The sequence below is a fragment of the Amycolatopsis sp. WAC 01376 genome (assembly GCF_003947415.1).
Lineage (GTDB): Bacteria > Actinomycetota > Actinomycetes > Mycobacteriales > Pseudonocardiaceae > Amycolatopsis.
Map to the genome: position 1 here is coordinate 160392 of NZ_QHKL01000007.1, position 24490 is coordinate 184881.

Below are 24490 nucleotides of genomic sequence, written 5' to 3' on the forward strand. Positions count from 1 at the left end.
GAGATCGCATGCACCGAAGAACCGCGCGCGTCCTGAGCGTCGTGGCCGGTCTGCTGGCCGCCGCGACGACACTCGTGCCCGTCGCCCAAGCCGCCCCCGTCCCACTTCCCACCCCGTGGACGGATCAGGTCTCGCCGTCGAACGCGCTGCCCGAGTACCCGCGTCCGCAACTGGTGCGCTCCGAATGGCTCAACCTCAACGGGACCTGGGGCTTCACCGGCGCGCCGAATCTGAACTCGCCACCGATCGGCAGGCCGCTGAGCGAGAACGTCCTGGTGCCGTACCCGATCGAGTCGATGCTTTCGGGGATCAAACGGCATGAGGACAACATGTTCTACCGCCGTACGTTCTCCGTTCCGTCCACTTGGGACGGTCGACGGGTGAAGCTCAACTTCGGCGCGGTCACCTGGGAGACCAGGGTCTGGGTCAACGGGACTTCGATCGGAGGCCACACCGGCGGTTTCGACGCGTTCTCGTTCGACATCACCCCGGCGCTCAAGGCGGGGGAGAACGAGATCGTCGTCGGCGTCGCGTCGCCGGTCGACGGCAGCCGGTACCCGGTCGGGAAGCAGCGGAAGACCCCCGGCGGCATCTTCTACACGGCGGCGTCGGGCATCTGGCAGACCGTCTGGCTGGAACCGGTCCGAGCCGAGCACATCACCCGGCTCGACACCACTCCCGACGTGCCCGGTGGTGCGCTCGACCTCGTCGTCCAGGGCACTGCCGGGCAGCAGGCGACCGCGGAAGTCCTTTCGGGCGGTCAAGTGGTCGGTACCGCGAGCGGGGTGGTGGGCTCGCACATCCGGGTCCCCGTGCCGAACGCGCGGTTGTGGTCACCGGACGACCCGTTCCTCTACGACCTGCGCGTGCGGCTGCCGGGAGGCGACGCCGTCACCGGGTACTTCGGGATGCGGTCGCTGGGCAAGGCGATGGTCGGCGGCGTGATGCGGCCGCTGTTGAACGGCAAGTTCGTCTTCCAGCTCGGCACGCTCGACCAGGGATACTGGCCGGACGGCATCTACACCGCGCCGACCGACGAAGCACTGCGGTTCGACCTCGAACGCCAGAAGGCGCTGGGCTTCAACATGGTCCGCAAGCACATCAAGGTCGAACCCGCGCGGTGGTTCTACCACGCCGACCGGCTCGGGCTGATGGTCTGGCAGGACATGCCGTCGCTCGACTCGATCGACGAAGTCCCGAACGGGCACACGAACTTCGAGTCCGAACTACGGCGCATGATCGAGCAGCACAAGAGCATCACCTCGATCGTGCAGTGGGTCCCGTTCAACGAAGGCTGGGGAGAATACGACGCCGGTCGCATCGTGGACCTGGTCCGCTCGATCGACGACACCCGGCTGATCAACCACAACTCCGGATCGAACTGCTGCGTGTCCGATCCGGATCCGGGCAACGGTGACGTGATCGACGACCACGCGTACCAGATGTCGACCGGGACGAGACAGCCGGACGCGCGGCGGATCGCGGTGCTGGGGGAGTACGGCGGCCTCGGCAGACAGGTGGCAGGCCACGAATGGGAGCCGGGCAAGGGTTTCGCGTACGGTGCGCTGTACCCGGACGAGACGTCGCTGACGAACCGGTACGTGGAAATCACCAAGCAGGTCGGGCGGTTCGTGCACGGCCGCGGGCTTTCCGCGTCGGTCTACACCGAGCCGTACGACGTCGAGAACGAGGTCAACGGCTTCTACACCTACGACCGCCGCGTGCTGAAGATGACCGAGGCGCGGGTGCGCGAGATCAACCAGAAGGTGCTCGCCATCGCCAAGGGCACGGAGGTGGGCCGGGGCGAACTCGTGTCGTTGCGGGTCACCACGGCCGGGTACACGGATCGCTATCTGCGGCACCAGGACGATTTCGTCCGGACAGATGTCCTCGGTGAGGGCAGCGCGGACCTGGCCAAGAAGGACGCGACGTTCTGGACCCGGCAAGGGCTGGCCGACGCGTCATGCCTGTCGTTCGAGTCGCGGAACTACCCCGGGCACTTCCTGCGGCATTCGGCTTCGCGGATCCGCAAGGACGCGAACGACGGCTCGGCCCTGTTCGCCGGGGACGCGACCTTCTGCGCGCGGGAAGGCGTCGGCGGCACGGCATTGGAGTCGTTCAACCAGCGTGGCGCGTACCTCCGTCACTATGCCGCGACCGTCTATCTCGCGCGCAGCGGCGGGACGAACCCTTGGGACACGCCGTCGAGCTTCGCGGCGGACACGACGTGGGCCGCTTCGGTCCCACTCTGGCGCAGCGGTGCCGATCTGCCGCTGGACCAGGCGCGATCATTCAAGGTGACCACACCCGGCTACACCGACCGCTTCCTGCGGCACCGTGACGGTCTCGCGCGGACGGACGTGGTGAACGCGTCGAGTCCGGCACTGCTGAAGGCGGACGCGACGTTCGTCGTGCGGCGCGGGCTCGCCGATCCGTCGTGCTACTCGCTGGAGGCGCGCAACTATCCGGGCCAGTTCCTGCGGCACGCGGACTTCCGGGTGCGGCTGGCCGGAAACGACAACACCGACCTGTTCCGGAAGGACGCGACGTTCTGCGCCCAGCCCGGGACCGGTGGCGTCCGGCTGGCGTCGGTCAACGAACTCGGCACGAACATGCGGCACTACGCCGAGTACGTCTACGTCGCGGCCAGCGGCGGTGGGCACCCGTTCGACAACCCGGTGTCGTACGACCAGGACGTGACCTGGGCGGTCTCGGCGGCCTGGGCTCCGTAGCGGGTCTCGTGAGTACATGAAGGACCCCTTCCTTGCGCCTGGCGCAAGGAAGGGGTCCTTCATGTACCTCGGCAAGGTGTGAAGGTCGAGTTTCCTCGGCTGAGCCGAGGGAAGGGGGCCTTCACGCGCAGCCGCTGTGACTGCTGGTACTCGTGGGGCGAAGGTGGCGGTTATCGAGTCCGTGAAGGCCTCCTTGAGGGACCCAGGGTCCCTCAAGGAGGCCTTCACGGACCGAGCCTGGCACCGACCCGCAGCCGGAACCCGCGCAGATACCTAAGACACCCTTGGCTCTGACCGTCCTTGCCACTCACGAGCGCGATGACCACTCCCGGTAACCTTGCTTCCATGACCGGCCCGGAAACACCCGCCTCCTTCAAGCTCGCGTACGTCCCCGGCGTGACGCCCTCGAAGTGGGTCCGGATCTGGAACGAGCGGTCGCCCGGCGTCCCCCTCAAGCTCGTCCAGACGACCGCGGCCGAGGCCGCCGGGCTGGTCCGGGAGCGTGAGGTGGACGCCGTCCTGCTGAGGCTCCCGATCGATCGCGAGGGTCTGCACGCGATCCCGCTCTACACCGAGACGACCGTCGTGGTCGTCCCCAAGGACCACCTGATCGCCGCCGCGGACGAGGTCTCCGTCGACGACATCGCCGACGACGTCGTGCTGCACCCGCTCGACGACACGCTGGACTGGGAGCGGCCGCCGGGGAAACCCGCGCTGGAGCGCCCCGCCACCACGGCGGACGCGATCGAGCTGGTCGCCGCCGGTGTCGGGCTCCTGGTCGTCCCGCAGTCGCTCGCGCGGCTGCACCACCGGCGTGACCTGACCTATCGTCCGATCTCCGGCACGCCCGAATCCGGGATCGCGTTGTCCTGGCCGGACGAAGAGACCTCCGACCTGATGGAACAGTTCATCGGGATCGTGCGCGGCCGGACCGTCAACAGCACTCGGGGGCGGCAGCAGGCCCCGGAAAAGCAGACACCCGAGAAGAAGGCGCCGGCGAAGAGCAAGCGCCCCCAGACCGCCGGCCGGAAGCCGCAGCCTGGGCAGCGCGGGGCTCCCAAGGGCGGGAAGCGCCGCCGCCGGGGCTAGCTCTCGCTGCGGGCGGCCTTGACCCGCGCCTCTTCCTTGCGGACCTCGGCGTGGGTCTCGCGCTCCCGCGTCAGCCAATCCGGGGCGGCGTTCTTGATCTCATCGATCTGCTCGGTGGTGAGGGCCTCGGTGATCCCGCCGCGTGCCAGGCCACTGATGGAGATGCCCAGCTTCGCCGCGATGACCGGACGCGGGTGCGGCCCGTTGCGGCGAAGCTCCCGCAGCCACTCGGGCGGGTCGGCCTGCAGCGCGTTCAGCTCGTCGCGGGAGACGACACCCTCCTGGAACTCCGCCGGGGTGGCCTCCAGGTACACACCCAGCTTCTTCGCCGCTGTCGCGGGCTTCATCGTTTGAGGGGTTTTCTGCGACGTCATTGCCTCAGGGTAACGCCCTGTGATCAGGCGCCCTTCTCGGGCAGCGCGACGATGCCGAGCCCGGCGAGCACTCCGAGCACGGCGACCACGGCGAGGACGATCCAGGCGATCGGATGCCCGAGGTTGAGCGTCCAGTAGGTCCCGACCCGCCGATGCACCAACAGCGCGGGGTCGTTCCGGTTCAGGTAGACCATCCCGGCGGCGTGCCAGTAGCGGTCGTCGTCGCGTTGTTCGTACCGGGTCTCCGGTTCGTCGCCGGTGGGTGACAACCGGTGCCCGGCGTCGCCTGCCCGGACGGAGAAGACGACCCAGGCGATGAAGGCGGCGGCGAGCGGCAGGTAGCCCACGATCGTCGTCGGCACCGTCGTCTCGACGATCCCCCAGAGCTGGAGCGAGACAACGAGCATCGTCGCGTTGACACAGCCCGCGGAGATCAGCAGCAGGCTGAGCACCCCGTGCAGGTACTCCCGGTAGCGCGCCGCCGACGCCGACGGCTGTGCGGCGTCGATTTCGGGCCGGGCCCGTGAGATCGCGATGGTCAGGGGCGGGACCAGCACCACGACCAGGATCTGCGTGAGGACCGTCGAGAAGTTCGTCGTGCCCTCGAACAGGCCGATGACCGCCGTGACGACGGCCAGCACCAGCGCCGGCGCCAGCAGGATCCACTGTGGACGGACGGGATCAGAACGCAGCGAGGTGTCGGCGGTGACCGCCTGCCGTGTCCCGGCGTACCAGCCCTCCTCGCGTTTCGCGGCGACGATCGCACGACTGGCCAGGCCGCCGAGCAGCGAATAGGCCACGACGAGACCGACAAGGACGACCTCGGGTGCGAGCTCGTCGATGAGGACGACGGCGCAGGCGACGACCGCACCCGCGGCGATTCCCCGGTTGTAGCGGCGGCGCGCGAGGAGGATGACGGCCTCTCCGGTGCGCCGGGCCGGGACCCGGACGCCGAAGGGGAGGGTCGGCCGCGCCAGCGCGGGTGCCGAGGCGAAGGCGGCCGCGGTGAACGCGACGAGGGCCAGGTTCAGCCAGAGCGGTCCGGTCATCGCCGGGCGCCAACGGCGAACGAGTCCAGCACGGACCCGCACCGGCTGGTCACTTCGCGCGGGGCCAGGCCCAGAGCGACGGCTTCGGCGAGCAAGGTGCGCAAGCGTTCCTGCCATTCGTCCGCGTAGCCGTCGTCCGCCGGTCCGGAGGACGCGTCCCGCCGGACCACCGCGCCGGTCTTGCGGTTGATGCGGATGAAGCCCTGAGTCCGCAGCAGGTCATAGGCCTTGTTGACGGTGTGGAAGTTGATCCCGAGATCGGCGCCGAGCTGCCGGGTGGAGGGCAGGGCGCTGCCTTCGGCCAGCACGCCGCCGGCGACGGCTTCGACGATCCGGTCGCGGATCTGCTGGTAGATCGGAACCTCGCTGTCGAGGTCGAGAGTCAGCAACACCCCGCAAGGATATCTGCTATACACTTGCTATAACAACTACATCAGATGGCTATGGAGGGAAGGCGGTCACGATGGCGACGATGGACATCACCGAGGGTGGAGTACGGGTGAGGTTCTCGGGCTGGGAGCGGCTGGCCGTATGGCGCGACGAAGTGGTCGTTCCGCGGGCGGCGATCAAGGTCGTCGAGCACGTCGACGCGCCCCTGCGACGGACGCGCGGGGGACGGGTCGGGGCGCTGATCAGCGGCGTACTGAAGGTGGGTTACTGGGGGCTGGGCACAGGGATTCGTCAGCTGGTGTCGGTCCGCAGGGGTGTGCCGGGGCTGCGGATCGAGATCGATCGCGGGGTTGCCGGGCTCTCGTTCGACGAGGTGCTCGTCAGTGTGCCGAACGCGGCGGAGCTCGCCGACGCGCTCGCGCCGAGCAACGCCTAGAGGTAGTCGAAGAACCGGTCCCACCACGACGGCGGCCGGTCCGGGGGATAGAGGGCGTCGAATCCGCTGATCCCGGTGTACTTGGTCCATAACGGGTGTTCGGAGACGGGCAGGTAGCCGAGCGCTTCCAGCTCGTCTTCGACCCGTCTTCGGACCGGTGCCGGGAAGAACTCCCGTTCCTCGTCTTCGTCGTAACTGCCCGGATTCCCCAGTGTCACCGCGACGAGGCCGCCGAAATTGCTGACCGTGACGGTCACCTGGTCCCGCGCGGAGGTCGCGCTCGCCGGGATCGCGATCCTGCCGAGGTGGCTGGCGTCCTGGACGTGGCGATCGACATCGCAGGCGCAGCCGAAACGGTGGTCGAGCCGTTCGGCCAGTCGCTCGAATCGAGCCCGTTCGGCCGGTCCGTCGAAGTCGTGCGGCACCTCCCAGTGGCCGGGTTCGTCCAGCTCTCGCAGCATTGCCCAGGTCTGCTGTTCGTCGAGGGGCATCGTCGCCTCCCGGCCTCGGGTGGTCTAGTCCACTTACCGAACTGACCTTAGCCAGCTACATCACGCGCCGACAATGGTGGGACGAATTCTGGTCCGAAAAATATTCGCGGGAGACGATGGGTAGCGCCAGCGCTACCCGTGATTCGGCAGCCTGCACTCCTGATCTTCGCGTCCGATTCGACCAGGGTCGTAGGCAACGATCCGTTCGAGCAAGGAGTGCGAATGACAGTACGCAAGGGTGTCGTCGTCCTGACGGTGGCGGGGCTGATGGGCGCCGCGTGGACCACGACGGCGGACGCGGCCCCGGCCAAGGGGTCTGAGCTGCAGAAGGGCCTCGACTCGTTGGTGCGCCAGGAGAAATTCCCGGCCGCGCTCGCCTACGTGGCCGACGGAAGGCGTACGGCGTCGCTGGTCGCGGGGTCCTCGCGCATCGATCGCCAGGTCCCGGTGCCCCGCGACGGCATGGTCCGGGCGGGCAGCAACACCAAGACGTTCACGGCGGTCGTGGTCCTGCAACTGGTGGCCGAGGGCAAGGTGGAACTGGACGCGCCGATCGAGCAGTACCTTCCCGGGATCGTGCGCGGTGAGGGCATCGACGCCACCAAGATCACCATCCGGCACCTTCTGCAGCACACCAGCGGGCTACCGAACTACACCGAACACCTCGGGGTGCGGGACTTCGAGAAGATCCAGCACCGGTACTTCCCGAACCACGAACTGCTCGCCGCGGCCTTGAGCCATCCGGCGAAGTTCGCACCCGGCACCAAGTGGGAGTACAGCAACACCGGCTACCTGCTGGCGGGCATGGTGATCGAGAAGGTGACCGGACGTCCGATCCACGAGCAGATCACCGAACGGGTGATCAAGAAGGCGGGTTTGAAGCACACCTACTGGCCGCAGGTCGGCGACCAGACCATTCAGGGACGGCATCCGCAGGGTTACGCGATCGGCAACGCCGCCACCGGCAAGGTGATCGACGCGACCGAAATGGACCCGTCTTGGGGCGGTGCCGCCGGCCAGCTGATCTCGACGCCCAGTGACCTCGGCAAGTTTTTCCGGGTGCTGCTCGAAGGCAGGCTGCTGCCCGCCGCGCAGCTGGCCGAAATGCGGAAGACGGTCGACGCGCCCCTGTCCCCTGGAACGAAATACGGCCTCGGCCTGATGAGCAACCCGCTCAGCTGCGGCGGCGTGTACTGGGGACACGGCGGGGACATCCACGGATTCGAAACCCGCGGTGGGGCCACGGAAGACGGCCGCACCGTCGGGCTCGCGGTGACCGCGATGCCGGGCACCTTCGGCGACGCGGAGAAGGGCGGAAATGCGGTCATGGCCACTGTGGACACCGCGTTCTGCAAGTGACGGGTGCAGGTGGTCGTGAGTGGCGATTCGGGTTCTATTGAGGGGTAAGGCAAACGTGTCGTGTCTCGGGCGAGACGGCAGGCTGGGTGACGCGACACCGCACTCGCGTGCTCAGACCCGGATCTCGCGTGTTTACAGGCGTAACTCGCGTGTTTAGAGACGGAACTCGCGAGTGCGGCATCCAGACACGCGAGTCACGTCCCCAAGCACGCGAGTTACGCCTTGCCGAAGGACATGAAGGCCCCCTTCCTTGCGCCTAGCGCAAGGAAGGGGGCCTTCATGTCCTTCACGACCGGCCGCCGAGGTCACAACCGCCCCACTGTCACCAGGGACCACATCCGACGGTAGCGAAAGCCTCCTTCCCTACTGTCAGAGTAGGAAAGGAGGCCCTCGCTACCAGGAGAACGCCTACGCAGAAGCGACACCGGCCCCACGCCACGCCACCTTTGCCTTTCCCCTCAATAACCCGAATCGTCACTCACGACCATGGACGCGCGTTCCTCGTACGTGTCGATCCGCGCCACTCGGCCGGTAACGTCTCCTGCAGCTCACTGCGATACGGCGCGACGAGGTCTCGGAACGCCTCGCCGTCACCAGTCTTCGCCAAGCTCAGCAGCTCGTCCGCCCCCATGCCCGGTTCCTTTCTCCTGTGGTGTCCCTCGAAAGGATCGGCGGAAAACCGGTTCCCTGCCCGCGTCTCCGGTGGCTACACTCGCCGCGAATCATCCCGGCGAGGAAGGACAGGACCGTGCGTCATCATCACGCCGTCGTCGTCCCCTCGGCCCGCTACGAGGTGATCCTCGTGTCTCCGCGCACCCGGTGCCTGCCGCGCGGCTAGCACCGGCCCGTTGACGAACGCCTGACTTTTTCGCGCGCTCTTCCCGTCGCCCCGCGACGGCGAGGGCGCCAGCCCGCGTTCGCCCGAATCGCGCAGTCCGAGCTCCGGAGATCATTTCGAAAGGCCCGCGCCATGCGCACCGTCCCCCTGTCCGCCGTCCGCAATCTGGGCATCCTCGCCCATGTCGACGCGGGCAAGACCACCCTGACCGAACGGATCCTGTACGTCACCGGCACCACCTACAAACGCGGTGAGGTCCATGACGGCACGACCGTGACCGACTTCGATTCCCAGGAGCGAGACCGTGGCATCACCATTTTCGCCGCCGCCGTCAGCTGCTCGTGGGACGGCCATCTCGTCAACCTGATCGACACCCCCGGTCACGTCGACTTCTCCGACGAGGTCGAACGGTCGCTCCGGGTCCTCGACGGCGCCATCGCGGTGTTCGACGGCGTCGCGGGGGTCGAACCACAGAGCGAATCGGTGTGGCGCCAAGCGGACCGGCACGGCGTACCGCGGATCGCGTTCGTCAACAAACTCGACCGCGCGGGCGCCGACCTGGACGCGGCCGTGGAATCCATCCGGGAGCGGCTGCATCCGCGTCCGCTGGTGGTCCAGCTGCCGATCGGGGCGGAAGACGGTTTCGCGGGCGTCGTCGACCTGCTGCGGATGCGGTCGCTCATTTGGGCCGACGGCGGCGAGACGGCCGAGGAGGGACCGGTTCCGGAGTCCCTTGTGGACGAAGCGAACCGGCGTCGACGGCTGCTCGAAGAGGCCGTGGCGGAACTCCATCCGGCCGCGTTGGACGAGTTCTGCGAGTCGTCCGCGGTTTCGACGGAGACGCTGGTCTCGGCGCTGCGCGAGCTGACCCGCACCGGGGACGGCGTCGTGGTGCTGTGCGGCTCGGCGTACCGCAACCGCGGTGTCGAGCCGTTGCTGGAAGCCGTCGTGGCGTATCTGCCCTCGCCGTCGGATGTCCCGCCGGTCCGGGGTGAGTACGAAGGCACAGCCCACGAACGGCCCGCCGATCCGTCGGCGCCGTTCGCGGCACTGGTGTTCAAGGTGACGTCGACCGCCACCGGGCGGTTGACGTACCTGCGGGTGTATTCGGGCACGATCCGGACTTCGGAGGCGGTGATGGACGTGGGCAGCGGCCGGATCGAGCGTGTCGGCCGCATCCTGCGGGTCCAGGCGGACCGGCACACCAGGGTGGACAGTGCCGTCGCGGGCGACATCGTCGCGGTGGTCGGGCTGAAGACGGCGCGTGCCGGCGCGACATTGTGCACGACGTCGGCACCGCTCCTGCTCGAGCCGCCCGTCGTGGCCGATCCGGTCGTGTCGGTCGCCGTCGAGGCACGCACGGGAACGGACACGGAACGGCTGATGTCGGCGCTGGCGCGACTGGTCGAGGAGGACCCGTCGCTGGTCATCCGGACCGATCGCGAGACCGGCCAGACGCTGCTCTCGGGAATGGGCGAACTGCATTTGGAGGTGGCGGTGGAGAAAATCCGGCGCGACCACGGGCTCGACGTCGGCGTCGGGCGGCCTCGCGTCGCCTACCGCGAGACCGTCGCGCGCGGCGTGTCCGGTTTCGTCTACCGGCACGTCAAACAGGACGGTGGCGCCGGGCAGTTCGCCCACGTCGTCATCGACACGGAACCGTTGGCGGAAGGGGAATTCGAGTTCGAGTCCACTGTGGTCGGTGGCCGGGTGCCGCGGGAATACGTCCGCGCCGTCGAAGCGGGTTGCCGTGACGCGCTGGCGGAAGGCCCGCTCGGCGGGCATCCGGTGACGGGTGTCCGGGTCACGCTGACCGACGGGGCCACCCACTCGAAGGACTCGTCGGAGATGGCGTTCCGGACGGCCGGACGGTTCGCGCTCAGGGAAGCGTTGCGCGCCGGTGCGATGACGTTGCTGGAGCCGGTCGCCGAAGTGACGGTCACCGTGCCCGAAAGCGCCGTTGGTGTGGTGCTCGGCGACCTCGCCGCGCGGCGAGGCCGGGTGCTGGGGTCGGCGGTGCGCGCGGGAACGACCGTGGTCACCGCGACCGTGCCGCTGGCCGAACTGTTCGGCTACGCGACGCGGCTGCGCAGCCGGACCCAGGGCCGGGGCACGTTCACCGCCCGGCCGACCGGCCACGCCCCGGCACCGGAGGGGCAGCCGGTCCGGTAGATCGACGATGGCCCGCCCACGGCACTGTGGGCGGGCCATCGCCCGGACCGCTGTCACCCGGCGATCGGGCGCCGGGCGGCAGCCGTTTTCAGCCGGTCACGCCACCGGCCACGGCGGACGGCAGTTCTGCCGCGGCAACGCGTGCGAACCGTTGATGTACACGCCGTCCGCGATCGTGTCCTCCATGATCGACCGGTGATCGGCCGGCCGGGCCCACTGGTAACACAGGTGCTGGGCGAAATACCCGCCCGGCGCTTCGACGGTGTCGAAGTGGCAGACGCCGTCGGTCTCGATGCAGTAGCGGATGAACGGGATACCGCCGAAGTCGGTGCGGCCGGGCCCGAACGACACGTAGCCGCCGAACGGCGACGGGGCCCCGGTGCCCGGCGGGAGCACCGCGCTGATCCCGCGTCCCGGCGGACCGACGGGCTGCATCGGGTCGGCGAAGATCTTCGCCCTGAACCGCGACTTGTCCACGGCCAGTTTCCCGTCGGCGATGTCGTTCAGCACCAGGTTCGCGACCAGCGCGCCCTGCGAGTAGCCGACGACGGTGAATTCCGCGCCGGGGTTCTCGTCGAAGGAGCTCTGGACGACACGGCGGGCTTCTTCGTGCCCTCGCGCGACGCTCTGGTCCATCGGCGTCTGGTCGCAGTTCGGTGCTCCGGCGGCCCCTGCCGGGTAGTGGACCACCTTCCGGATCCCGCCTCGCAACCAGGCGTCGTTGTAGACGGTCGCGGCTCCATCGCAGGTGCCGCCGATGAGGATGTAGTACCGCGCCTGGTCGGCCTGAGCAACCGGCGCGGTGACGCCGATCAGCCCGGCGGCCAGCGCGGCCGCCGCCAGGACCCCCCTGAGTTTCTTCACATTCATCGTCCCTTCCGTTCGATTACGGTGCGTGTTCGAACGCTAGGGATGCGTCATGAAATTCTGATGAAACGGCCTTCAGCGATGCGACAGCACGTTGACCACGTGACCGCCGGGGTCACGCACGAAGAACCGCCGGACGCCCCACGGTTCGTCGGTCAGTTCGTGCACGATCTCGGCGCCGGACGCCTTCGCCTCCTCGTACGCCGCGTCGACGTCGTCCACCTGGATCGAGACGGCAGGGACGACGGGCGCCGTTTCGTCGTGGGTCATGAGACTCAGCTGCACCTCCGGACGATCCGGATCGGCCAGGGTCACGATCCAGCCGTGATCCATCACCACTTCGAAGCCGAGCACCCGCTCGTAGAAGGCTTTCGCCTGCTCAAGTGACTTGGTCTCGAGGTCGGCCACCACTCTCTTGATCGGCATGCGCCGATAGTGGCACAGCCCTCCGACGGTTTCGGGGGAGCAGGAGCGGCGTCGCGAGCATGAGCGCCCCGGCGATGCCGACCGCGGCACGCGGACCGGTGAACGCGGCGAGCAGCCCCCACAGCGCGGTCAGGGCCGCGGTGGTGAGTTTTCCGGCGATCGACCAGGCGGAAAGCGTGCGCGCCGCGCGGTCGAGGGGCACCATTTCGAGCCTGCTGGTGGCGAGCACGGGATTGAACACGCCGATACAGGTGATCAGGCAGAGTTCGACGACGATGACCAGGATCAACCCCGGAACACCGGGCTGGATGAAGACGAGCCCGACGGGCCAGCAGATCCGCAGCCAACCGGCGACGAAGAGAACCCTGTCCCGGCCATACCGGGTGACCATGGTCCGGGAGAGTCTCGAACCGATCAGCCCGCCGAGGCAGGGCACGGCGAAGGCCACCGCGTACTCCCAAGGCGCGAAACCGAGCTGCCCGAGCATCAGGACGGCCATCAGCGGCGCGGTCGCCATGATCAGGCCGTTGACCACGATCGTGTTGACGAACAAAGGTCGCAGCAACGGATGGGTGAGGATGAACCGCCATCCTTCCCACAGGTCGCGGCCGGTCAGCCGAGGACCCTCCGGGCGCGCTGGTGGCGGTTCCGAACCGCCGACCGCACGGATACCGAGTGCTGAGAGCAGATAGCTGACCGCGTCGGCGGCGATCGTGATCACCGGTCCGAACAGGCCGACGGCGAACCCGCCGAGCGGCGGGCCGAGCACGGTCGCCGTCCAGGTCGTCGATTCGAACCGGGCGTTCGCGACCAGCAGATCTTCCGGCGGCAGCAGGGTTTTCAGGAAAGCCCCACTGGCCGCCAGGAAGGTGATGTCCGCCGCGGCGACGACGACCGACACGGCGAGAAGCTGCCCGAAGCCGAGCAGCCCGAACGCGTACGCCACCGGGACGGTCAGCAACGCCGCGCAGCGGACGAGGTCCATCGCGATCATCACCGGCCGTTTCCGGCGGAACTCGACCCAAGGGCCAAGCGGCAGCGCGACCACGGCGCCGGCGACGAGCCCGGCCGCCGCGAGGAGCGAGACCTCGGTGGTGCCGGCGCCCAGCGCCACGATGGCGATCAGGCTGAACGCGTCGAACGCGAACCTGGTGCCGAAAGCGCTCGCCGCGTACGCCGCCCAAAGCCAGCCGAACCGTCGCCCCAGCGATCTCCCACCCACCGCGAGATCAAAGCAAGCCGGGGTCCCGAAGTCGAACAACGGGTCGTTGGCGGGTCACAACCGGCGGTTGTGCGACCCGCTCAGAGCTCCCCGAGCGCGGTGACCGGCGATTCGACGCAGTCGGCGACGAACCGGAGGAATCCGCCGGCGGTCCCGCCGTCGCACACCCGGTGGTCGAACGCCAGGGTCAGTTCGCAGATCTTCCTCGCCACCAGCGCGCCGTCGACGACCCAGGCACGGTCGATGATCCGGCCGATGCCGAGGATCGCCGCCTCCGGATGGTTGATGATCGCGGCGGAGCCGTCGACGCCGAACACGCCGTAGTTGTTCACTGTGAACGTGCCGCCCGCCGGGCCGGGTTTGCCTTCCCGGGCCTGTGTGGTCCGTTCGCGAATCGCCGCCGAAAGCTCCCTTGTGGACAGTGAACCCGCGTCGCGGACCACCGGGACGACGAGCCCGCGGTCGGTCTGCGCGGCGAAACCGAGGTTGATGTCCCGCAGCTGGACGATCTCGTCGCCTTCGACCCGCGAGTTCAACTCGGGATACTTCCGCAGGCCCGCGACGGCGAACCGGGCGACGAGACCGAGGAGGCTCACCGGGCGGTCCGGTGCCGAAGCGTTGAGCGACTTCCGCGCGGCGACGAGTTCGGTCGCGTCGACGTCGACCCAGACCGTCGCCTCGGGGATCTGGCGTCGCGAGGTCGTCAGCTTGTCGGCGACCGCCTTGCGGACCCCGGTCAGCGGAATCCGCTTCTCGCCGTCCTTCGATTCGGGGACGGTGAGCGCCGCTTCGACGTCGGCGCGCCGGATGATGCCGCCGGGGCCGCTGCCGGTCAGTTTCGTCAGGTCGATCTTGTTGTCGGCGGCCATCTTGCGGACGAACGGCGAGATCACGCCCGGCGTCTTTGAGGGCTTCGCGGGAGTGGTGACGACGGTGCGCGCCCGGCGGCGCCTCGTCGTGGTGGTCGTGCCGTAGCCGATGAGGACGTTGCCGCTGCCTTCGCTCGCCGTCGTCACGCCGGGTTCGGTGAAGCCGGAGCCGATGGTGAGCAGGGGAGCGCCGACCGGCAGCGACTGGCCGGGTTCGCCGTGGAGGCGGGTGACGACACCGGCGAACGGCACCGGCACCTCGACCGCGGCCTTCGCGGTCTCCACTTCGACGACGGGCTGGTCGACGCCGACGGTGTCGCCTTCCGCGACGAGCCAGTTCACGATCGACGCCTCGGTCAGCCCCTCGCCGAGGTCCGGGAGCAGGAAGTCAGGCACCGGCCACCACCGGTTCGTCGTGCCACTGCAACCGGGCGACGGTGTCCAGGATCCGGTCGACGTCCGGAAGCTGATGGCGCTCCAGCTTCGGTGGCGGATAAGGGATGTCGAGTCCGGTTACGCGCAGGACGGGAGCGTGCAGTTGATGGAAACACTGCTCGGTGACCCGGGCGACCACCTCGGCGCCGTAGCCGCCGAAGCCGGCCGCCTCGTGGACGACGACCGCGCGCCCGGTGCGGCGCACCGAAGCGGTGACGGTCTCGTCGTCGAACGGGCTCAGCGACCGGAGGTCGACCACCTCGACGTCCCAGCCCTCGGCGGTCGCCGCCTCCGCGGTCTCCAGTGCGGTGGCGACCATCGGGCCGTACGCGATCAGCGTGACGTCCTTGCCCTCGCGGCGGACGACCGCGCGGTCCATGGCCGCGCCGTCACGGGTGAAGGACACGGGCTCCTTCGACCAGTAGCGGCATTTGGGCTCGAGGAAGATCACCGGGTCCGGTGAGTCGATCGAATCGCGCAGGAGGTCGTAGGCGTCCTGGGGAGTGCCCGGCGTGACGACGCGCAGGCCCGGCGTGTGCGTGTAATAGGCCTCGCTCGAGTCGCAGTGGTGCTCGACGCCGCCGATCCCGCCCGCGTAAGGGATCCGGATGACCATCGGCAGCGACAGCGCGCCGCGGGTCCGGTTGCGCAGTTTCGCGACATGCGAGGTGATCTGCTCGAACGCGGGGTACGCGAAGGCGTCGAACTGCATTTCGACCACCGGACGGAACCCGCCCATCGCCATCCCGACCGCGAAGCCGACGATGCCGGATTCGGCCAGCGGCGTGTCGAAACAGCGTTCCTCGCCGAAGTCGGCGGTGATGCCGTCGGTCACCCTGAACACCCCGCCGAGCGGGCCGACGTCCTCGCCGAAGATCAGCACGCGGTCGTCGTCCTTGATCGCGTCACGCAAGGCGGCGTTGAGGGCTTGTGCCATCGAGATCTCGGTCATCAGGCCTCCAATTCGGCCGCGACCAGCGCGCGCTGGGCGGCCAGTTGGCGGGTCGGAACGGCGTACACGTGCTCGAACAGCGACATCGGATCCGGCTCGACGTCGGCGTTGAGGGTGTCGCGCACCCCGGCGGCGAACGTCTCCGCTTCGGCACGGAATCGGTTGATGTCGTTGTCGGACAACAGGTTCTCGTTGGTCAGATAGGTTTCGAGACGGCGGACCGGGTCGGCCGCACGCCACTTCTCGACCTCGGCCTGGTCGCGATAGCGGGTCGCGTCGTCGGCGTTGGTGTGCGCGTCGATCCGGTAGGTGTGTGCCTCGACCAGGACCGGCCCGAGACCGGACCGCGCGTGCGCGACGGCGTCGGGCAGCACCGAGAGGACCGCGACGGCGTCGTTGCCGTCGACCTGCTCGGAACGCACGCCGTAGCCGACACCCTTGTAGGCCAGCGCGGGGGCGGCGCTCTGCTTCTCGAACGGCACCGAAATCGCGAACCCGTTGTTCTGCACGAAGAACACCACGGGCGCCTTGAACACGGCAGCGAAGTTGAGCGCCTCGTGGAAGTCGCCTTCGCTGGTGGCGCCGTCCCCGATGAGCGCGAACGCGACGCTGTCCTCCCCTCGGCGCTGCATCGCGTGGGCGAGCCCGGCCGCGTGGAGGGTCTGGGTGGCCAGCGGGGTGCACTGCGGAGCGACACGGGTCTTGGCGGGGTCGTAGCCACAATGCGCATCGCCGCGAAGGAGCGTCAGGATCTCGCCCGGTTCGAGCCCGCGGGCGACGAGCGCGACGGAGTCGCGGTAGGTGGGGAAGAGCCAATCCGCGTCGGTGAGGGCCAGCGCGCTCGCGACCTGGCAGGCCTCCTGGCCGGCACTCGACGGGTAGACCGCGAGGCGGCCCTGTTTGGTCAGCGCGGTCGCCTGCGCGTCGAACCGGCGACCGAGCACCATCAGCCGATAGGCCTCGACGAGCCGCTCGGACGGCGGCTCGGAGTAGTGACCGTGCTCGTCGACGCGGGTGCCATCCTCGGCGAGGAACCGCACCGGGACTCCGGACGGCAGCAACGCGGCGGCGGGGGTCTCCCTCGACATGGCGCAGCACCACCTTTCACAGACATATGATGCTGAGATGGTGGATTCCGGAGTCCCAGTGTTCAAGGCCCAGGCGAAATGAGCGACAAACTGTCCTCAGAATCGGTTCAGCCGAGCCAACCGTCCGGTAGTGGCGTGGCTCACGGCCAGGATCCAGGACGTACGGTCCTTGCCCTCGACGACATCGATCGCGCGATCCTGGCCGAGCTGTCCGCCGATGGCAGACTCGCCGTCCGCGCGCTCGCGGAACGACTGCACATCTCGCGCACCAACGCCTACGCGAGGCTGGACCGCCTGATGTCCGAAGGCGTCATCACCGGCTTCGGCGCCCGGATCGACCCGCGGCGCGCCGGACTCGGAACGAGCGCGTACATCCTGATCACCGTCGAGCAGACCTCGTGGCGCACGATGTCGGCCGAAGTGCGGCAGATCCCGTTCGTCGAACATGTTTCGCTCGTCGGCGGCGACTTCGACATCCTGCTGCTGGTTCGGACGCCGGACAACGCGTCGCTGCGGGACGTCGTCCTGGAACGGCTGCAAGCACTGGACGGCGTGCGGTCCACGCGGACCTGGCTGATCTTCGAGGAGCAGTCGGGCGTCGCCCCTCGCGAGTGGTGATCGGCTGCTGTAACGCTCTCCGCCCGCCCGCCGAATACAGGCGGGTTCGACGGCGGAGGGTGGTGCCCCGCGGGCGAGACCGGAGCCGTTGCACCCTGTTGATCGAGGCGCACCGCCGGACAGGCCATTCGGGTGATAACGGTTCGGCATTCGATGTATCTGGTGTGCTCCCCATTGACACCTTCGTGCGATCGCGGCGACTGGGTGGAGGAATGCGGTGACGGTGGAGGACGCGGGTCAGGATTATCTGACGCGGCAGATCGGGGCTCTGCTCGAGGCGATTCGCGAGGAGGGCCCGGTCGGCGAGGGCAGACGCAGTTTCCGGCTCGCCGGACATCTCGCCGCGGAGGGCGGGTTCCACCTCGGCGACATCCTCGCGGCGACGGCGCACTTGCTGGCGGTCCACGCTTGGAACAACGGCTACCTCGGCGCGGCGGAACTGCTGACGCGCCGCATGCGGGACTTCGGTGCCGAGTCCGTGGAGCTGGTGCGGTACCTCGTGAGGCTGGAGACCGGGAGCGAGCAGGGCTGGCTTCCGCGAGACGACCGCGAAGCCCTCATCGACTACGCGCGGCGCGCCCAGCGGCCCGATATCGAGCGGCGGGCGCAGGCGATCGAGCCGTTGCTACCCGGGGTCAGCGGCCCCGAGCATCCTGATCGGATGGCCAGTGAGTCGTGAGATAGTGCTCCGGATCCGCGAGAACGCCTCGGATCACCGAGCCGGCGGCGCCGCGTACGGCGGCTCCCGTTCCGAGTGTCGATCGGATGACGCGCACCGGCGACCAGGCCGTGCTGGGCACGCGGCGCTCCAGTTCGGCGAGGAGTGGCTCACGCAGCCACGGTTCGAGCCGCGCGTAGGTCCCGCCTAGCACCACCGCCGGGACGTCCATCAGGTTGACCACAGTGGACAGTCCGATGCCGAGGTGGCCGGCGGCGGTGGTGACCGCGGAAAGGGCCGCACTGTCGCCGGATTCCAGCGCGGAGACCAGATCGTCGACCGTCTCCGCACCCGCGAGCCGCAGGATTTCCTCCTGGCCTGCCATCCGTTCCAGGCAGCCGTTCGCGCCGCAGGAACACGGCGGGCCGTCGGGTGCCACGGGCAGATGGCCGATCTCGCCGCCCGCGCCGCGCACGCCTTCGAACAGGGCGCGGTCCAGCACGATTCCCGCACCGATCCCGATCTCGCCGGACACGTGGACGAAATCCGGCAGCGCCGAGCCGTGCCAGAGTTCGGCGAGCGCCGCGAAGTTGGCTTCGTTGGCGACGGTGAACGTCTCCCCGAGCCGGTCCGCGAGGTCGACGTCGCGCCATCCCAGGTTGGGGGCCAGCCGCACGAGGCCGGATTCGACCAGGCCGGGAACCGCGATACCGACGCCGCCGATGGGCACCCCCAGCGCGTCCGCCTGCTTCCGTGCCTTGCGCAGGAACGCCGACACGCGCTGGAAAACGCGAGGGGTCCGGTTGTCCGCGTATCGGACCTCCTCCGCCCGGACGGTGCCGTTCAGGTCGACGAGGCAGGACGCCAGGTAGTCGACGCCGATCTCGATGCCGAGCCCGTGCGGGCCGGTGGGGGAGAGTGACACGACGGTGCCGCGCCTGCCGGGGCCCGCCCGGCGCTCCGGCTCGCCTTCGGCCACGAGATCCGCCGCGATCAAGCGGTCGACCACGATCGACACGGTGGCCTTCGTGAGCCCGGTGGCGGCGGCGAGGCCTGCCCGTGAGGTGCCGGGGCCGTCCGCGATCGCGCCGAGGACGAGGGCAGCGTTGTGCTGCCGCACGGTGTGCTGTCCTGCCGGACGCGTGCCGATCATCGCGCGAGTGTATTCGTTCGATGCCTGAACGAAAGCCTTGACCCGCCGGATCACCGTCGATAAGTTCAGGCATCAAACTAATTGGTGGAGGCGAAATGGCTCAGGCACCGACGCGTGAGGACAAGTTCAGCTTCGGGTTGTGGACCGTGGGCTGGCAGGCGAACGACATGTTCGGCCCGGCGAGCCGGGCCCCGCTCGACCCGGTCGAAGCCGTGCACCGTCTTTCGGACCTCGGCGCCTGGGGAATCACCTTCCACGACGACGACCTCATCCCGTTCGGCTCTGCCGACGCGGAGCGCGCGCGGCATCTGAAGCGCTTCCAGGGCGCGCTCGACGAGACCGGTCTCGTCGTCCCGATGGTGACCACGAACCTGTTCAGCCACCCGGTCTTCAAGGACGGCGGCCTGACCAGCAACGATCGCGACGTCCGTCGCTACGCCCTGCGCAAGGTGCTGCGGAACCTCGACCTCGCCGCCGAATTGGGCGCGTCGACGTTCGTGCTCTGGGGTGGTCGTGAAGGCAGCGAGACCGACGCGTCGAAGGACGTCCACGCGGCGTTGGACCGCTACCGCGAGGGCATCGACTTCCTCGCCCAGTACGTCATCGACCAGGGTTACGGCCTCCGGCTCGCGCTCGAACCGAAGCCGAACGAACCTCGCGGCGACATCCTGCTGCCGACCATCGGGCACGCGCTCGCGTTCATCTCCACGCTCGACAACCACGAGATCGTCGGCGTGAACCCCGAGGTCGGGCACGAGCAGATGGCCGGGCTCAACATCGTCCACGGCATCGGGCAGGCCCTGTGGCAGGGCAAGCTGTTCCACATCGACCTCAACGGCCAGCGTGGCCCGCGGTTCGACCAGGACCTCGTGTTCGGCCACGGCGACGTGTTGTCGTCGTTCTTCCTGGTCGACCTGCTGGAGCACGGCGGCTACGACGGGCCGCGCCACTTCGACTACAAGCCGCTGCGCACGGAGAACATGGACGGCGTCTGGGCCAGCGCCGAGGCCAACATGGCCAGCTACCTGCTGTTCGCCGAACGTGCCCGAGCGTTCCGTGCCGATCCCGAGGTGCAGGCCGCGCTCGACGCCGCGCTTGTCCCGGAGCTGGCGACGCCGACCCTCAACGAGGGCGAGACGGCGGCGGATCTGCTGGCGGACCGATCGGCGTTCGAGGATTTCGACCCGGACAAGGCGGCCGAGCGCGGTTACGGTTTTATCCGACTCTCCCAGCTGGCCCTCGAACATCTCACCGGGGCGCGCTAGAACCGGTCGACGTCACCTGGCTAAGCGACTTCCGGTTCGACGCCGAGGAAGGCGGCTCGCAGTCTGCGGATCCGGGCCCAGAACTCGGCCTCCCGGCCGGTCTCGAGAACACCGAGATACCCGCCCGGGACGACGCGGCCGACGAACGGACCGGAAGTCCATACCCGCCAGCCGCCCGTCGCGTCGTCACCCGAGGCGGACGCGGGATCGTCGGTCCCGCGTATCGCCGCGATCGGGCACGACAGCCGTGTCCTGGCCGGCCCGCGGTAGGTGTTCAGCAATTGGAGGTCGCCCAGCAGCAGATCCAGGGCGTACTCCCAGCTTTCGGGCGAATCGCGATAGCCCGCGACAGGGGTGAGCCCGGTGCGGCCGAACACCCGGCCGATGGCGGACGCGCCCGCCTTGGCGGTCTTCTCCGGCGAGCGCCGCTGCGGCGCACACGCGTCCACGACGATCAGCGCGCCCGGGGAGACGCCCAGCCGTTGAGCCGTTTCCAAGGCGACGAAGGCGCCCATTCCGAAACCGATGATCACAGAGCGGGAAAACCAGGCCTTCGGTGTCGCGCCTGCCACGAGAGTGGCGAGTTCGTCGAGGGAGGACGCAGGCGTGTCCGCGAGCCGATCCCCGTGGCCGGGATACTCGACGCCCCAGACGTCCGCGTCCGCCGCCCCGGCAAGCGGACCGAAGGTCTGAAGCGTGCCGCCGGCGGGCGGAAACAGCAGGTGGCCGGGACCGCGACTGTCTGATGTGGACAGTGGAATGAATGCGGCCTTCATGATCCGAAAGATACGCGCCGTTAACCCGAATGGGGTAACGGTTCGGCTTCGACCAAGATCAATTCACCCACCAGGGGGAGCTTTCTTCGAGAAGGCCGCCCGGCTGTGTCGTATCTGGCGCTCCCCGTTCGACGTCTTGTTAAGAGCCGGAAGGAGAAAGCGATGAACACCACGACACTGGCCTCGACCACGCGGCTGAACCCGGTGGGCCGCACCCTGCCGGTTCTGCTGGCGATGGAGGACGACGCGGAGGACGTCGGCCGCCTGGCCCCGGACGACCGCCTGACCTGTCACGTGCACGGCCGCTGGATCCACCAGTGCGTCGCTTCGCCGCTGCACGTCAACCCGATCACCCGGCACCGCTGGTGTCGTTCGTGCGCGACCGCGTTGACCGTTTCCGTCGACGAACTGTCCGGCGACGTCACGATGTCCTGTCCTCGCTGCGGCCACGGCGAAAGCGCCGCCTCGGCCAAGCTGATCGCCGCGTGCCGGGCCAGCCTGGCGGCCGCTCGCCGTCACTCCGGCGCACGGGCCGCCTGACCGGCCCAGTCGAGGACGCGCTCGATGATCCGGTCGCGGTCTTCGGGGCGGAGATAGAGGTAGTGCCCGGCGTCCGGCAGGATTTCGACGTCGGCATGGGGGAGCAGGCTTTCGAGTCTCGCGGCGGCAGCGGCCGAATCGTGTACGGCGCTGCGGCCGCCGAACAGGGCGAGGGTGGGAATTTCGATGGACCGCAGCGCCTCCGCACTGGGGAGGACTTGGAACGGCACCCGCGCGCGGTAGCATCTGATTCCCGCCAGTACCAGTTGGGCGGCGGGCTGGTCGAGGATGTCCTCTCCGGCGGACCACGTCACGAAACGCCGCCACAGGCGGTCGCTGTCGAGTAATGCCGCAGGCAAGCCGTAGCGGAACACTTTCCGGGCGAACGGTGCCGACACGGTGGTCGCGTCCAGCAACGCGATGGACGCGAGCCTGCCGGGTGCGTGGATCGCCTGGTTGGCCGCGTGCCAGCCGCCGGTCGAACCGCCGACGAGATGCACCGAGGACAGCTCCAGGCTCTCGAAAACGTCGTCGAGAGCGCTCGCGCGGTCACGGATGTCCTTGAACGGCGCCTTGTGCACGCTTCGGCCCGCCTCGCCGAGAGTGTCGATCGCGTAGACCGCGTGCCGGTCCGCCAAAGCGGGAAGCAGCTCCGCGAAACAGGCGGAAGTCGCCATTAACCCTGGCAGGAGGGCGATCGGCGAGCCCTCACCGCCGTAGCGGTAGACCCGCGTGCTGCCATGTCGTGTCTCGACGTCGAAGACGCGGGCCGGCTCCGGGCACTCGGCCATGGCACGGTCGTAGGCGGCGAAATAGCGCTGCTCGGCCGCCGGATTTCTGAAACCTCCGATTTTCGTCATGCTCCGGACGTTAGGCAGAGCCGCGTTCCCGGTCTTGAACGAAAGTAAGCTGGCGGAATGGGCGGATGGGGTCTCGTGATACCGCGGCAGGACCTCCTTCGCGCGCCCGGCGAGCGGATCCTCCGGTGGCCGCATCCCAGCCTCGGCGCTCACGTGTCGAGCTACGTCGCGCACGACCTTCCCGACGCGGGCGCGAACTCCTGGCAGGTCACCCCGCTGTCCGTGCTCACCTGGATGATCGACTTCGAAGCCCCGGATCGCGGCCCGGGGATCCCGGATTCGCCCGTACTGGGGCTGCGGGACCGGCCGCTGCGTCTGGAGCAGTCCGGCTCTTCGCGCGGGATCCTCGTCACGCTGACCCCGCTCGGTTCGTACGCGTTGTTCGGGATCCCGTTGCGAGAGTTGACGAACGCGGCGATCGCGGCGTCCGACCTGCTGCCGGCCGAGCTGTTGACCGAACAGCTGGCCGAGGCCCCGGACTGGCCGGAACGCTTCCGGCTGCTGGACGAGTACCTGGCGGCGAGGCTCGCCCACGGTCCCGGACTGGCGGCCCCGGTCCGGTACGCGTGGGACCGGCTGTCCGCCGGGCCGGTCCGCGTCGACGCCCTCGCCGGCGAGATCGGCTGGAGCAGACAGCATCTCAACGCCCGGTTCCGCGAACAGATCGGGCTGAATCCCCGCACCGTCGGGCGGATCGCCCGGCTCAATCGCGTGCTGGCGCTGATGAACCGGGAGTCATCTCTTTCCTGGGCGGAGGTCGCGTATTCGGGCGGCTACAGTGATCAGGCGCATCTCATCCGCGAGTTCCGGGCACTGACCGGATGCAGCCCGACGGAGGCCGGGAAACCAGGGCTGTTCGTGTCGTCAGGACCGCTCTTCCCTCGAAAAGAATGAAAGCACGTGGATTTCCCCGAAACGGCAATCCATACAACGAGCGTTCACCCGATCGGCGGAGGTAGGTTGCGGGCATGACCCTGGTTTCGACGCCCGCCGAGGCTGCCACGCGGATCACCGGACGAGCCGTCGCCGAGCAGAGGAGTCTCTCCAGTGGAGTGACCGAAGTGGTGCTGGACAGCGGCGACACGGTGGTCGTCAAACGGGGTCATGCCCGGACCGCGACGGCCGCGGAGGCGGCGGGGCTGCGTTGGCTGGGTGCGCCCGGCGCCGTGCGCGTGCCCGAGGTCCGCGGTCACGACGGCGAATGGCTGGTCACGGAACTGGTCGGCGGTGGACGGCCGACACATCACGCGGCGGAGCGCCTGGGAAGGGGGCTCGCGGCGTTGCACGCGGCCGGAGCGCCCGCGTTCGGTGCCGCGCCGCCGGACGGGCCGGTCGACGCGTGGATCGGCTTGGCCCCGATGGTGAACACGCCGGGGGAGGACTGGCCGCGGTGGTACGCCGAGCACCGGGTCCTGCCCTATGTCCGCCGTGCGGTCGACGAAGGCACTTTGAACGCTGACGAAACCGCTGTCATCGAGCAAGCCTGCGCCCGGCTCCCGGAGGTCGCCGGTCCGGCCGAACCCCCGGCCCGCCTGCACGGCGATCTGTGGAACGGCAACGTGCTGTGGGGACCCGTCGAGGCCTCGCTCATCGACCCGGCCGCGCACGGCGGCCATCGCGAGACCGATCTGGCCATGCTGCAGTTGTTCGGCTGCCCACTGCTCGACCGGGTGCTGGCCGCCTACCAGGAAATCGCCCCGCTCGCCGACGGCTGGACCGACCGGATCGGCGCGCACCAGCTGTTCCCGCTCCTCGTCCACACCGTCCTTTTCGGACGGTCTTATGCCGGGCAGGCGGTCGCGGCGGCGAAGGCTGTCGGCCGGTAGTGACA

General features: G+C 68.8%; 23 protein-coding genes and 1 pseudogene. 11 read left to right on the forward strand and 13 right to left on the reverse strand.

The features are described 5' to 3' along the window. Nucleotides 1-8 precede the first annotated feature (8 nt). Together DMH03_RS31315 and DMH03_RS31320 are read left to right on the forward strand one after the other, a co-directional pair. Nucleotides 9-2732, forward strand: a complete 2724-nt coding sequence (locus tag DMH03_RS31315) for an AbfB domain-containing protein (RefSeq protein WP_125795603.1) — start codon at nt 9-11, stop codon at nt 2730-2732. Nucleotides 2733-3077: 345 nt separating this feature from the next. Next, the gene (locus DMH03_RS31320; RefSeq protein ID WP_125795604.1) at nt 3078-3821 is read left to right on the forward strand and encodes a LysR family transcriptional regulator substrate-binding protein; all 744 of its coding nucleotides are present in this window, start codon (nt 3078-3080) and stop codon (nt 3819-3821) included. Here the strand turns inward: DMH03_RS31320 and DMH03_RS31325 are convergent. From DMH03_RS31325 to DMH03_RS31335, 3 genes are read right to left on the reverse strand one after another with little or no spacing between them, the layout of a single operon-like run. After that, nucleotides 3818-4195, reverse strand: coding sequence for a DUF5997 family protein (locus tag DMH03_RS31325; protein ID WP_233611739.1), 378 nt, complete (start codon nt 4193-4195; stop codon nt 3818-3820). The genes DMH03_RS31320 and DMH03_RS31325 overlap by 4 nt on opposite strands. 23 nt (nt 4196-4218) lie before the next feature. Beyond that, nucleotides 4219-5244, reverse strand: a complete 1026-nt coding sequence (locus DMH03_RS31330) for a DUF1648 domain-containing protein (protein ID WP_125795605.1) — start codon at nt 5242-5244, stop codon at nt 4219-4221. Beyond that, a complete protein-coding gene (locus DMH03_RS31335; RefSeq protein ID WP_125795606.1) occupies nt 5241-5636 on the reverse strand; it encodes a GntR family transcriptional regulator in 396 nt (131 codons plus the stop codon). The genes DMH03_RS31330 and DMH03_RS31335 overlap by 4 nt, the downstream gene beginning before the upstream one ends. A 71-nt stretch (nt 5637-5707) precedes the next feature. On the opposite strand from DMH03_RS31335, the gene DMH03_RS31340 reads away from it, so the two are divergent. Continuing rightward, nucleotides 5708-6070 carry a hypothetical protein gene (locus tag DMH03_RS31340; protein WP_125782983.1) on the forward strand — a complete coding sequence of 121 codons (363 nt, stop codon included), beginning with the start codon at nt 5708-5710 and terminating at the stop codon, nt 6068-6070. Here DMH03_RS31340 and DMH03_RS31345 read toward each other — a convergent pair. After that, on the reverse strand, nt 6067-6561 hold the full coding sequence (locus DMH03_RS31345) for a hypothetical protein (protein ID WP_125795607.1): 495 nt from the start codon (nt 6559-6561) through the stop codon (nt 6067-6069). The genes DMH03_RS31340 and DMH03_RS31345 overlap by 4 nt on opposite strands. A 222-nt stretch (nt 6562-6783) precedes the next feature. On the opposite strand from DMH03_RS31345, the gene DMH03_RS31350 reads away from it, so the two are divergent. Further along, nucleotides 6784-7920 carry a serine hydrolase gene (locus tag DMH03_RS31350; protein ID WP_125795608.1) on the forward strand — a complete coding sequence of 379 codons (1137 nt, stop codon included), beginning with the start codon at nt 6784-6786 and terminating at the stop codon, nt 7918-7920. Nucleotides 7921-8890: 970 nt separating this feature from the next. Continuing rightward, the gene (fusA, locus tag DMH03_RS31355) at nt 8891-10930 is read left to right on the forward strand and encodes an elongation factor G (protein WP_125795609.1); all 2040 of its coding nucleotides are present in this window, start codon (nt 8891-8893) and stop codon (nt 10928-10930) included. A gap of 96 nt (nt 10931-11026) precedes the next feature. On the opposite strand, the gene DMH03_RS31360 is transcribed toward fusA, so the two are convergent. The 6 genes and pseudogenes from DMH03_RS31360 to pdhA form a co-directional block, all read right to left on the reverse strand. Beyond that, entirely contained in the window at nt 11027-11800 is a 774-nt protein-coding gene (locus DMH03_RS31360; RefSeq protein ID WP_125795610.1) for a PE-PPE domain-containing protein, read from the reverse strand. 72 nt (nt 11801-11872) lie between these two features. After that, entirely contained in the window at nt 11873-12151 is a 279-nt protein-coding gene (locus DMH03_RS31365) for a VOC family protein (protein ID WP_370305939.1), read from the reverse strand. Continuing rightward, nucleotides 12060-13445 (reverse strand): annotated as a pseudogene (locus DMH03_RS31370) (MFS transporter); the annotation flags it as partial. The gene DMH03_RS31365 and the pseudogene DMH03_RS31370, both read right to left, overlap by 92 nt. Nucleotides 13446-13525: 80 nt before the next feature. Next, nucleotides 13526-14710 (reverse strand): dihydrolipoamide acetyltransferase family protein, encoded by a 1185-nt coding sequence (locus tag DMH03_RS31375; protein WP_125795611.1) that lies wholly within the window; start codon nt 14708-14710, stop codon nt 13526-13528. Beyond that, a complete protein-coding gene (locus tag DMH03_RS31380; protein ID WP_125783001.1) occupies nt 14703-15701 on the reverse strand; it encodes an alpha-ketoacid dehydrogenase subunit beta in 999 nt (332 codons plus the stop codon). The genes DMH03_RS31375 and DMH03_RS31380 overlap by 8 nt, the downstream gene beginning before the upstream one ends. Beyond that, nucleotides 15701-16789, reverse strand: coding sequence for a pyruvate dehydrogenase (acetyl-transferring) E1 component subunit alpha (gene pdhA, locus DMH03_RS31385; protein ID WP_125795612.1), 1089 nt, complete (start codon nt 16787-16789; stop codon nt 15701-15703). Before pdhA ends, DMH03_RS31380 begins: the two co-directional genes overlap by 1 nt. 135 nt (nt 16790-16924) lie before the next feature. On the opposite strand from pdhA, the gene DMH03_RS31390 reads away from it, so the two are divergent. Beyond that, complete coding sequence (locus tag DMH03_RS31390; protein ID WP_125795613.1) at nt 16925-17407, forward strand: Lrp/AsnC family transcriptional regulator; 483 nt, start codon at nt 16925-16927, stop codon at nt 17405-17407. A gap of 217 nt (nt 17408-17624) precedes the next feature. Continuing rightward, nucleotides 17625-18086, forward strand: a complete 462-nt coding sequence (locus tag DMH03_RS31395) for a hypothetical protein (protein ID WP_125795614.1) — start codon at nt 17625-17627, stop codon at nt 18084-18086. On the opposite strand, the gene DMH03_RS31400 is transcribed toward DMH03_RS31395, so the two are convergent. Beyond that, the gene (locus tag DMH03_RS31400) at nt 18043-19218 is read right to left on the reverse strand and encodes an ROK family transcriptional regulator (protein WP_125795615.1); all 1176 of its coding nucleotides are present in this window, start codon (nt 19216-19218) and stop codon (nt 18043-18045) included. The two genes, DMH03_RS31395 and DMH03_RS31400, sit on opposite strands and share 44 nt — an antisense overlap. 95 nt (nt 19219-19313) lie before the next feature. Between DMH03_RS31400 and xylA the strand changes: the two genes are divergently transcribed. Next, the gene (gene xylA, locus DMH03_RS31405; RefSeq protein ID WP_125795616.1) at nt 19314-20483 is read left to right on the forward strand and encodes a xylose isomerase; all 1170 of its coding nucleotides are present in this window, start codon (nt 19314-19316) and stop codon (nt 20481-20483) included. 20 nt (nt 20484-20503) lie between these two features. Here xylA and DMH03_RS31410 read toward each other — a convergent pair whose 3' ends face one another. Next, nucleotides 20504-21259, reverse strand: a complete 756-nt coding sequence (locus DMH03_RS31410; RefSeq protein WP_125795617.1) for a thioesterase II family protein — start codon at nt 21257-21259, stop codon at nt 20504-20506. Between the two features lie 162 nt (nt 21260-21421). Between DMH03_RS31410 and DMH03_RS31415 the strand changes: the two genes are divergently transcribed. Beyond that, a complete protein-coding gene (locus DMH03_RS31415; RefSeq protein ID WP_125783015.1) occupies nt 21422-21799 on the forward strand; it encodes a hypothetical protein in 378 nt (125 codons plus the stop codon). Here the strand turns inward: DMH03_RS31415 and DMH03_RS31420 are convergent. Then, nucleotides 21775-22659, reverse strand: coding sequence for an alpha/beta fold hydrolase (locus tag DMH03_RS31420; protein ID WP_125795618.1), 885 nt, complete (start codon nt 22657-22659; stop codon nt 21775-21777). The two genes, DMH03_RS31415 and DMH03_RS31420, sit on opposite strands and share 25 nt — an antisense overlap. A 57-nt stretch (nt 22660-22716) precedes the next feature. On the opposite strand from DMH03_RS31420, the gene DMH03_RS31425 reads away from it, so the two are divergent. Then, entirely contained in the window at nt 22717-23553 is an 837-nt protein-coding gene (locus DMH03_RS31425; protein WP_125795619.1) for an AraC family transcriptional regulator, read from the forward strand. A 74-nt stretch (nt 23554-23627) separates the two neighbouring features. Next, on the forward strand, nt 23628-24485 hold the full coding sequence (locus DMH03_RS31430) for a fructosamine kinase family protein (RefSeq protein ID WP_125795620.1): 858 nt from the start codon (nt 23628-23630) through the stop codon (nt 24483-24485). Nucleotides 24486-24490 lie beyond the last annotated feature (5 nt).

Excerpts from the sequence above, each read along its gene's own strand:
- DMH03_RS31315 (WP_125795603.1), top strand. The coding sequence starts at position 9 with ATGCACCGAAGAACCGCGCGCGTCCTGAGCGTCGTGGCCGGTCTGCTG.
- DMH03_RS31320 (WP_125795604.1), top strand. The coding sequence starts at position 3,078 with ATGACCGGCCCGGAAACACCCGCCTCCTTCAAGCTCGCGTACGTCCCC.
- DMH03_RS31325 (WP_233611739.1), bottom strand. The coding sequence starts at position 4,195 with ATGACGTCGCAGAAAACCCCTCAAACGATGAAGCCCGCGACAGCGGCG.
- DMH03_RS31330 (WP_125795605.1), bottom strand. The coding sequence starts at position 5,244 with ATGACCGGACCGCTCTGGCTGAACCTGGCCCTCGTCGCGTTCACCGCG.
- DMH03_RS31340 (WP_125782983.1), top strand. The coding sequence starts at position 5,708 with ATGGCGACGATGGACATCACCGAGGGTGGAGTACGGGTGAGGTTCTCG.
- DMH03_RS31345 (WP_125795607.1), bottom strand. The coding sequence starts at position 6,561 with ATGCCCCTCGACGAACAGCAGACCTGGGCAATGCTGCGAGAGCTGGAC.
- DMH03_RS31350 (WP_125795608.1), top strand. The coding sequence starts at position 6,784 with ATGACAGTACGCAAGGGTGTCGTCGTCCTGACGGTGGCGGGGCTGATG.
- fusA (WP_125795609.1), top strand. The coding sequence starts at position 8,891 with ATGCGCACCGTCCCCCTGTCCGCCGTCCGCAATCTGGGCATCCTCGCC.
- DMH03_RS31360 (WP_125795610.1), bottom strand. The coding sequence starts at position 11,800 with ATGAATGTGAAGAAACTCAGGGGGGTCCTGGCGGCGGCCGCGCTGGCC.
- DMH03_RS31380 (WP_125783001.1), bottom strand. The coding sequence starts at position 15,701 with ATGACCGAGATCTCGATGGCACAAGCCCTCAACGCCGCCTTGCGTGAC.
- pdhA (WP_125795612.1), bottom strand. The coding sequence starts at position 16,789 with ATGTCGAGGGAGACCCCCGCCGCCGCGTTGCTGCCGTCCGGAGTCCCG.
- DMH03_RS31400 (WP_125795615.1), bottom strand. The coding sequence starts at position 19,218 with ATGATCGGCACGCGTCCGGCAGGACAGCACACCGTGCGGCAGCACAAC.
- xylA (WP_125795616.1), top strand. The coding sequence starts at position 19,314 with ATGGCTCAGGCACCGACGCGTGAGGACAAGTTCAGCTTCGGGTTGTGG.
- DMH03_RS31410 (WP_125795617.1), bottom strand. The coding sequence starts at position 21,259 with ATGAAGGCCGCATTCATTCCACTGTCCACATCAGACAGTCGCGGTCCC.
- DMH03_RS31415 (WP_125783015.1), top strand. The coding sequence starts at position 21,422 with ATGAACACCACGACACTGGCCTCGACCACGCGGCTGAACCCGGTGGGC.
- DMH03_RS31420 (WP_125795618.1), bottom strand. The coding sequence starts at position 22,659 with ATGACGAAAATCGGAGGTTTCAGAAATCCGGCGGCCGAGCAGCGCTAT.
- DMH03_RS31425 (WP_125795619.1), top strand. The coding sequence starts at position 22,717 with ATGGGCGGATGGGGTCTCGTGATACCGCGGCAGGACCTCCTTCGCGCG.
- DMH03_RS31430 (WP_125795620.1), top strand. The coding sequence starts at position 23,628 with ATGACCCTGGTTTCGACGCCCGCCGAGGCTGCCACGCGGATCACCGGA.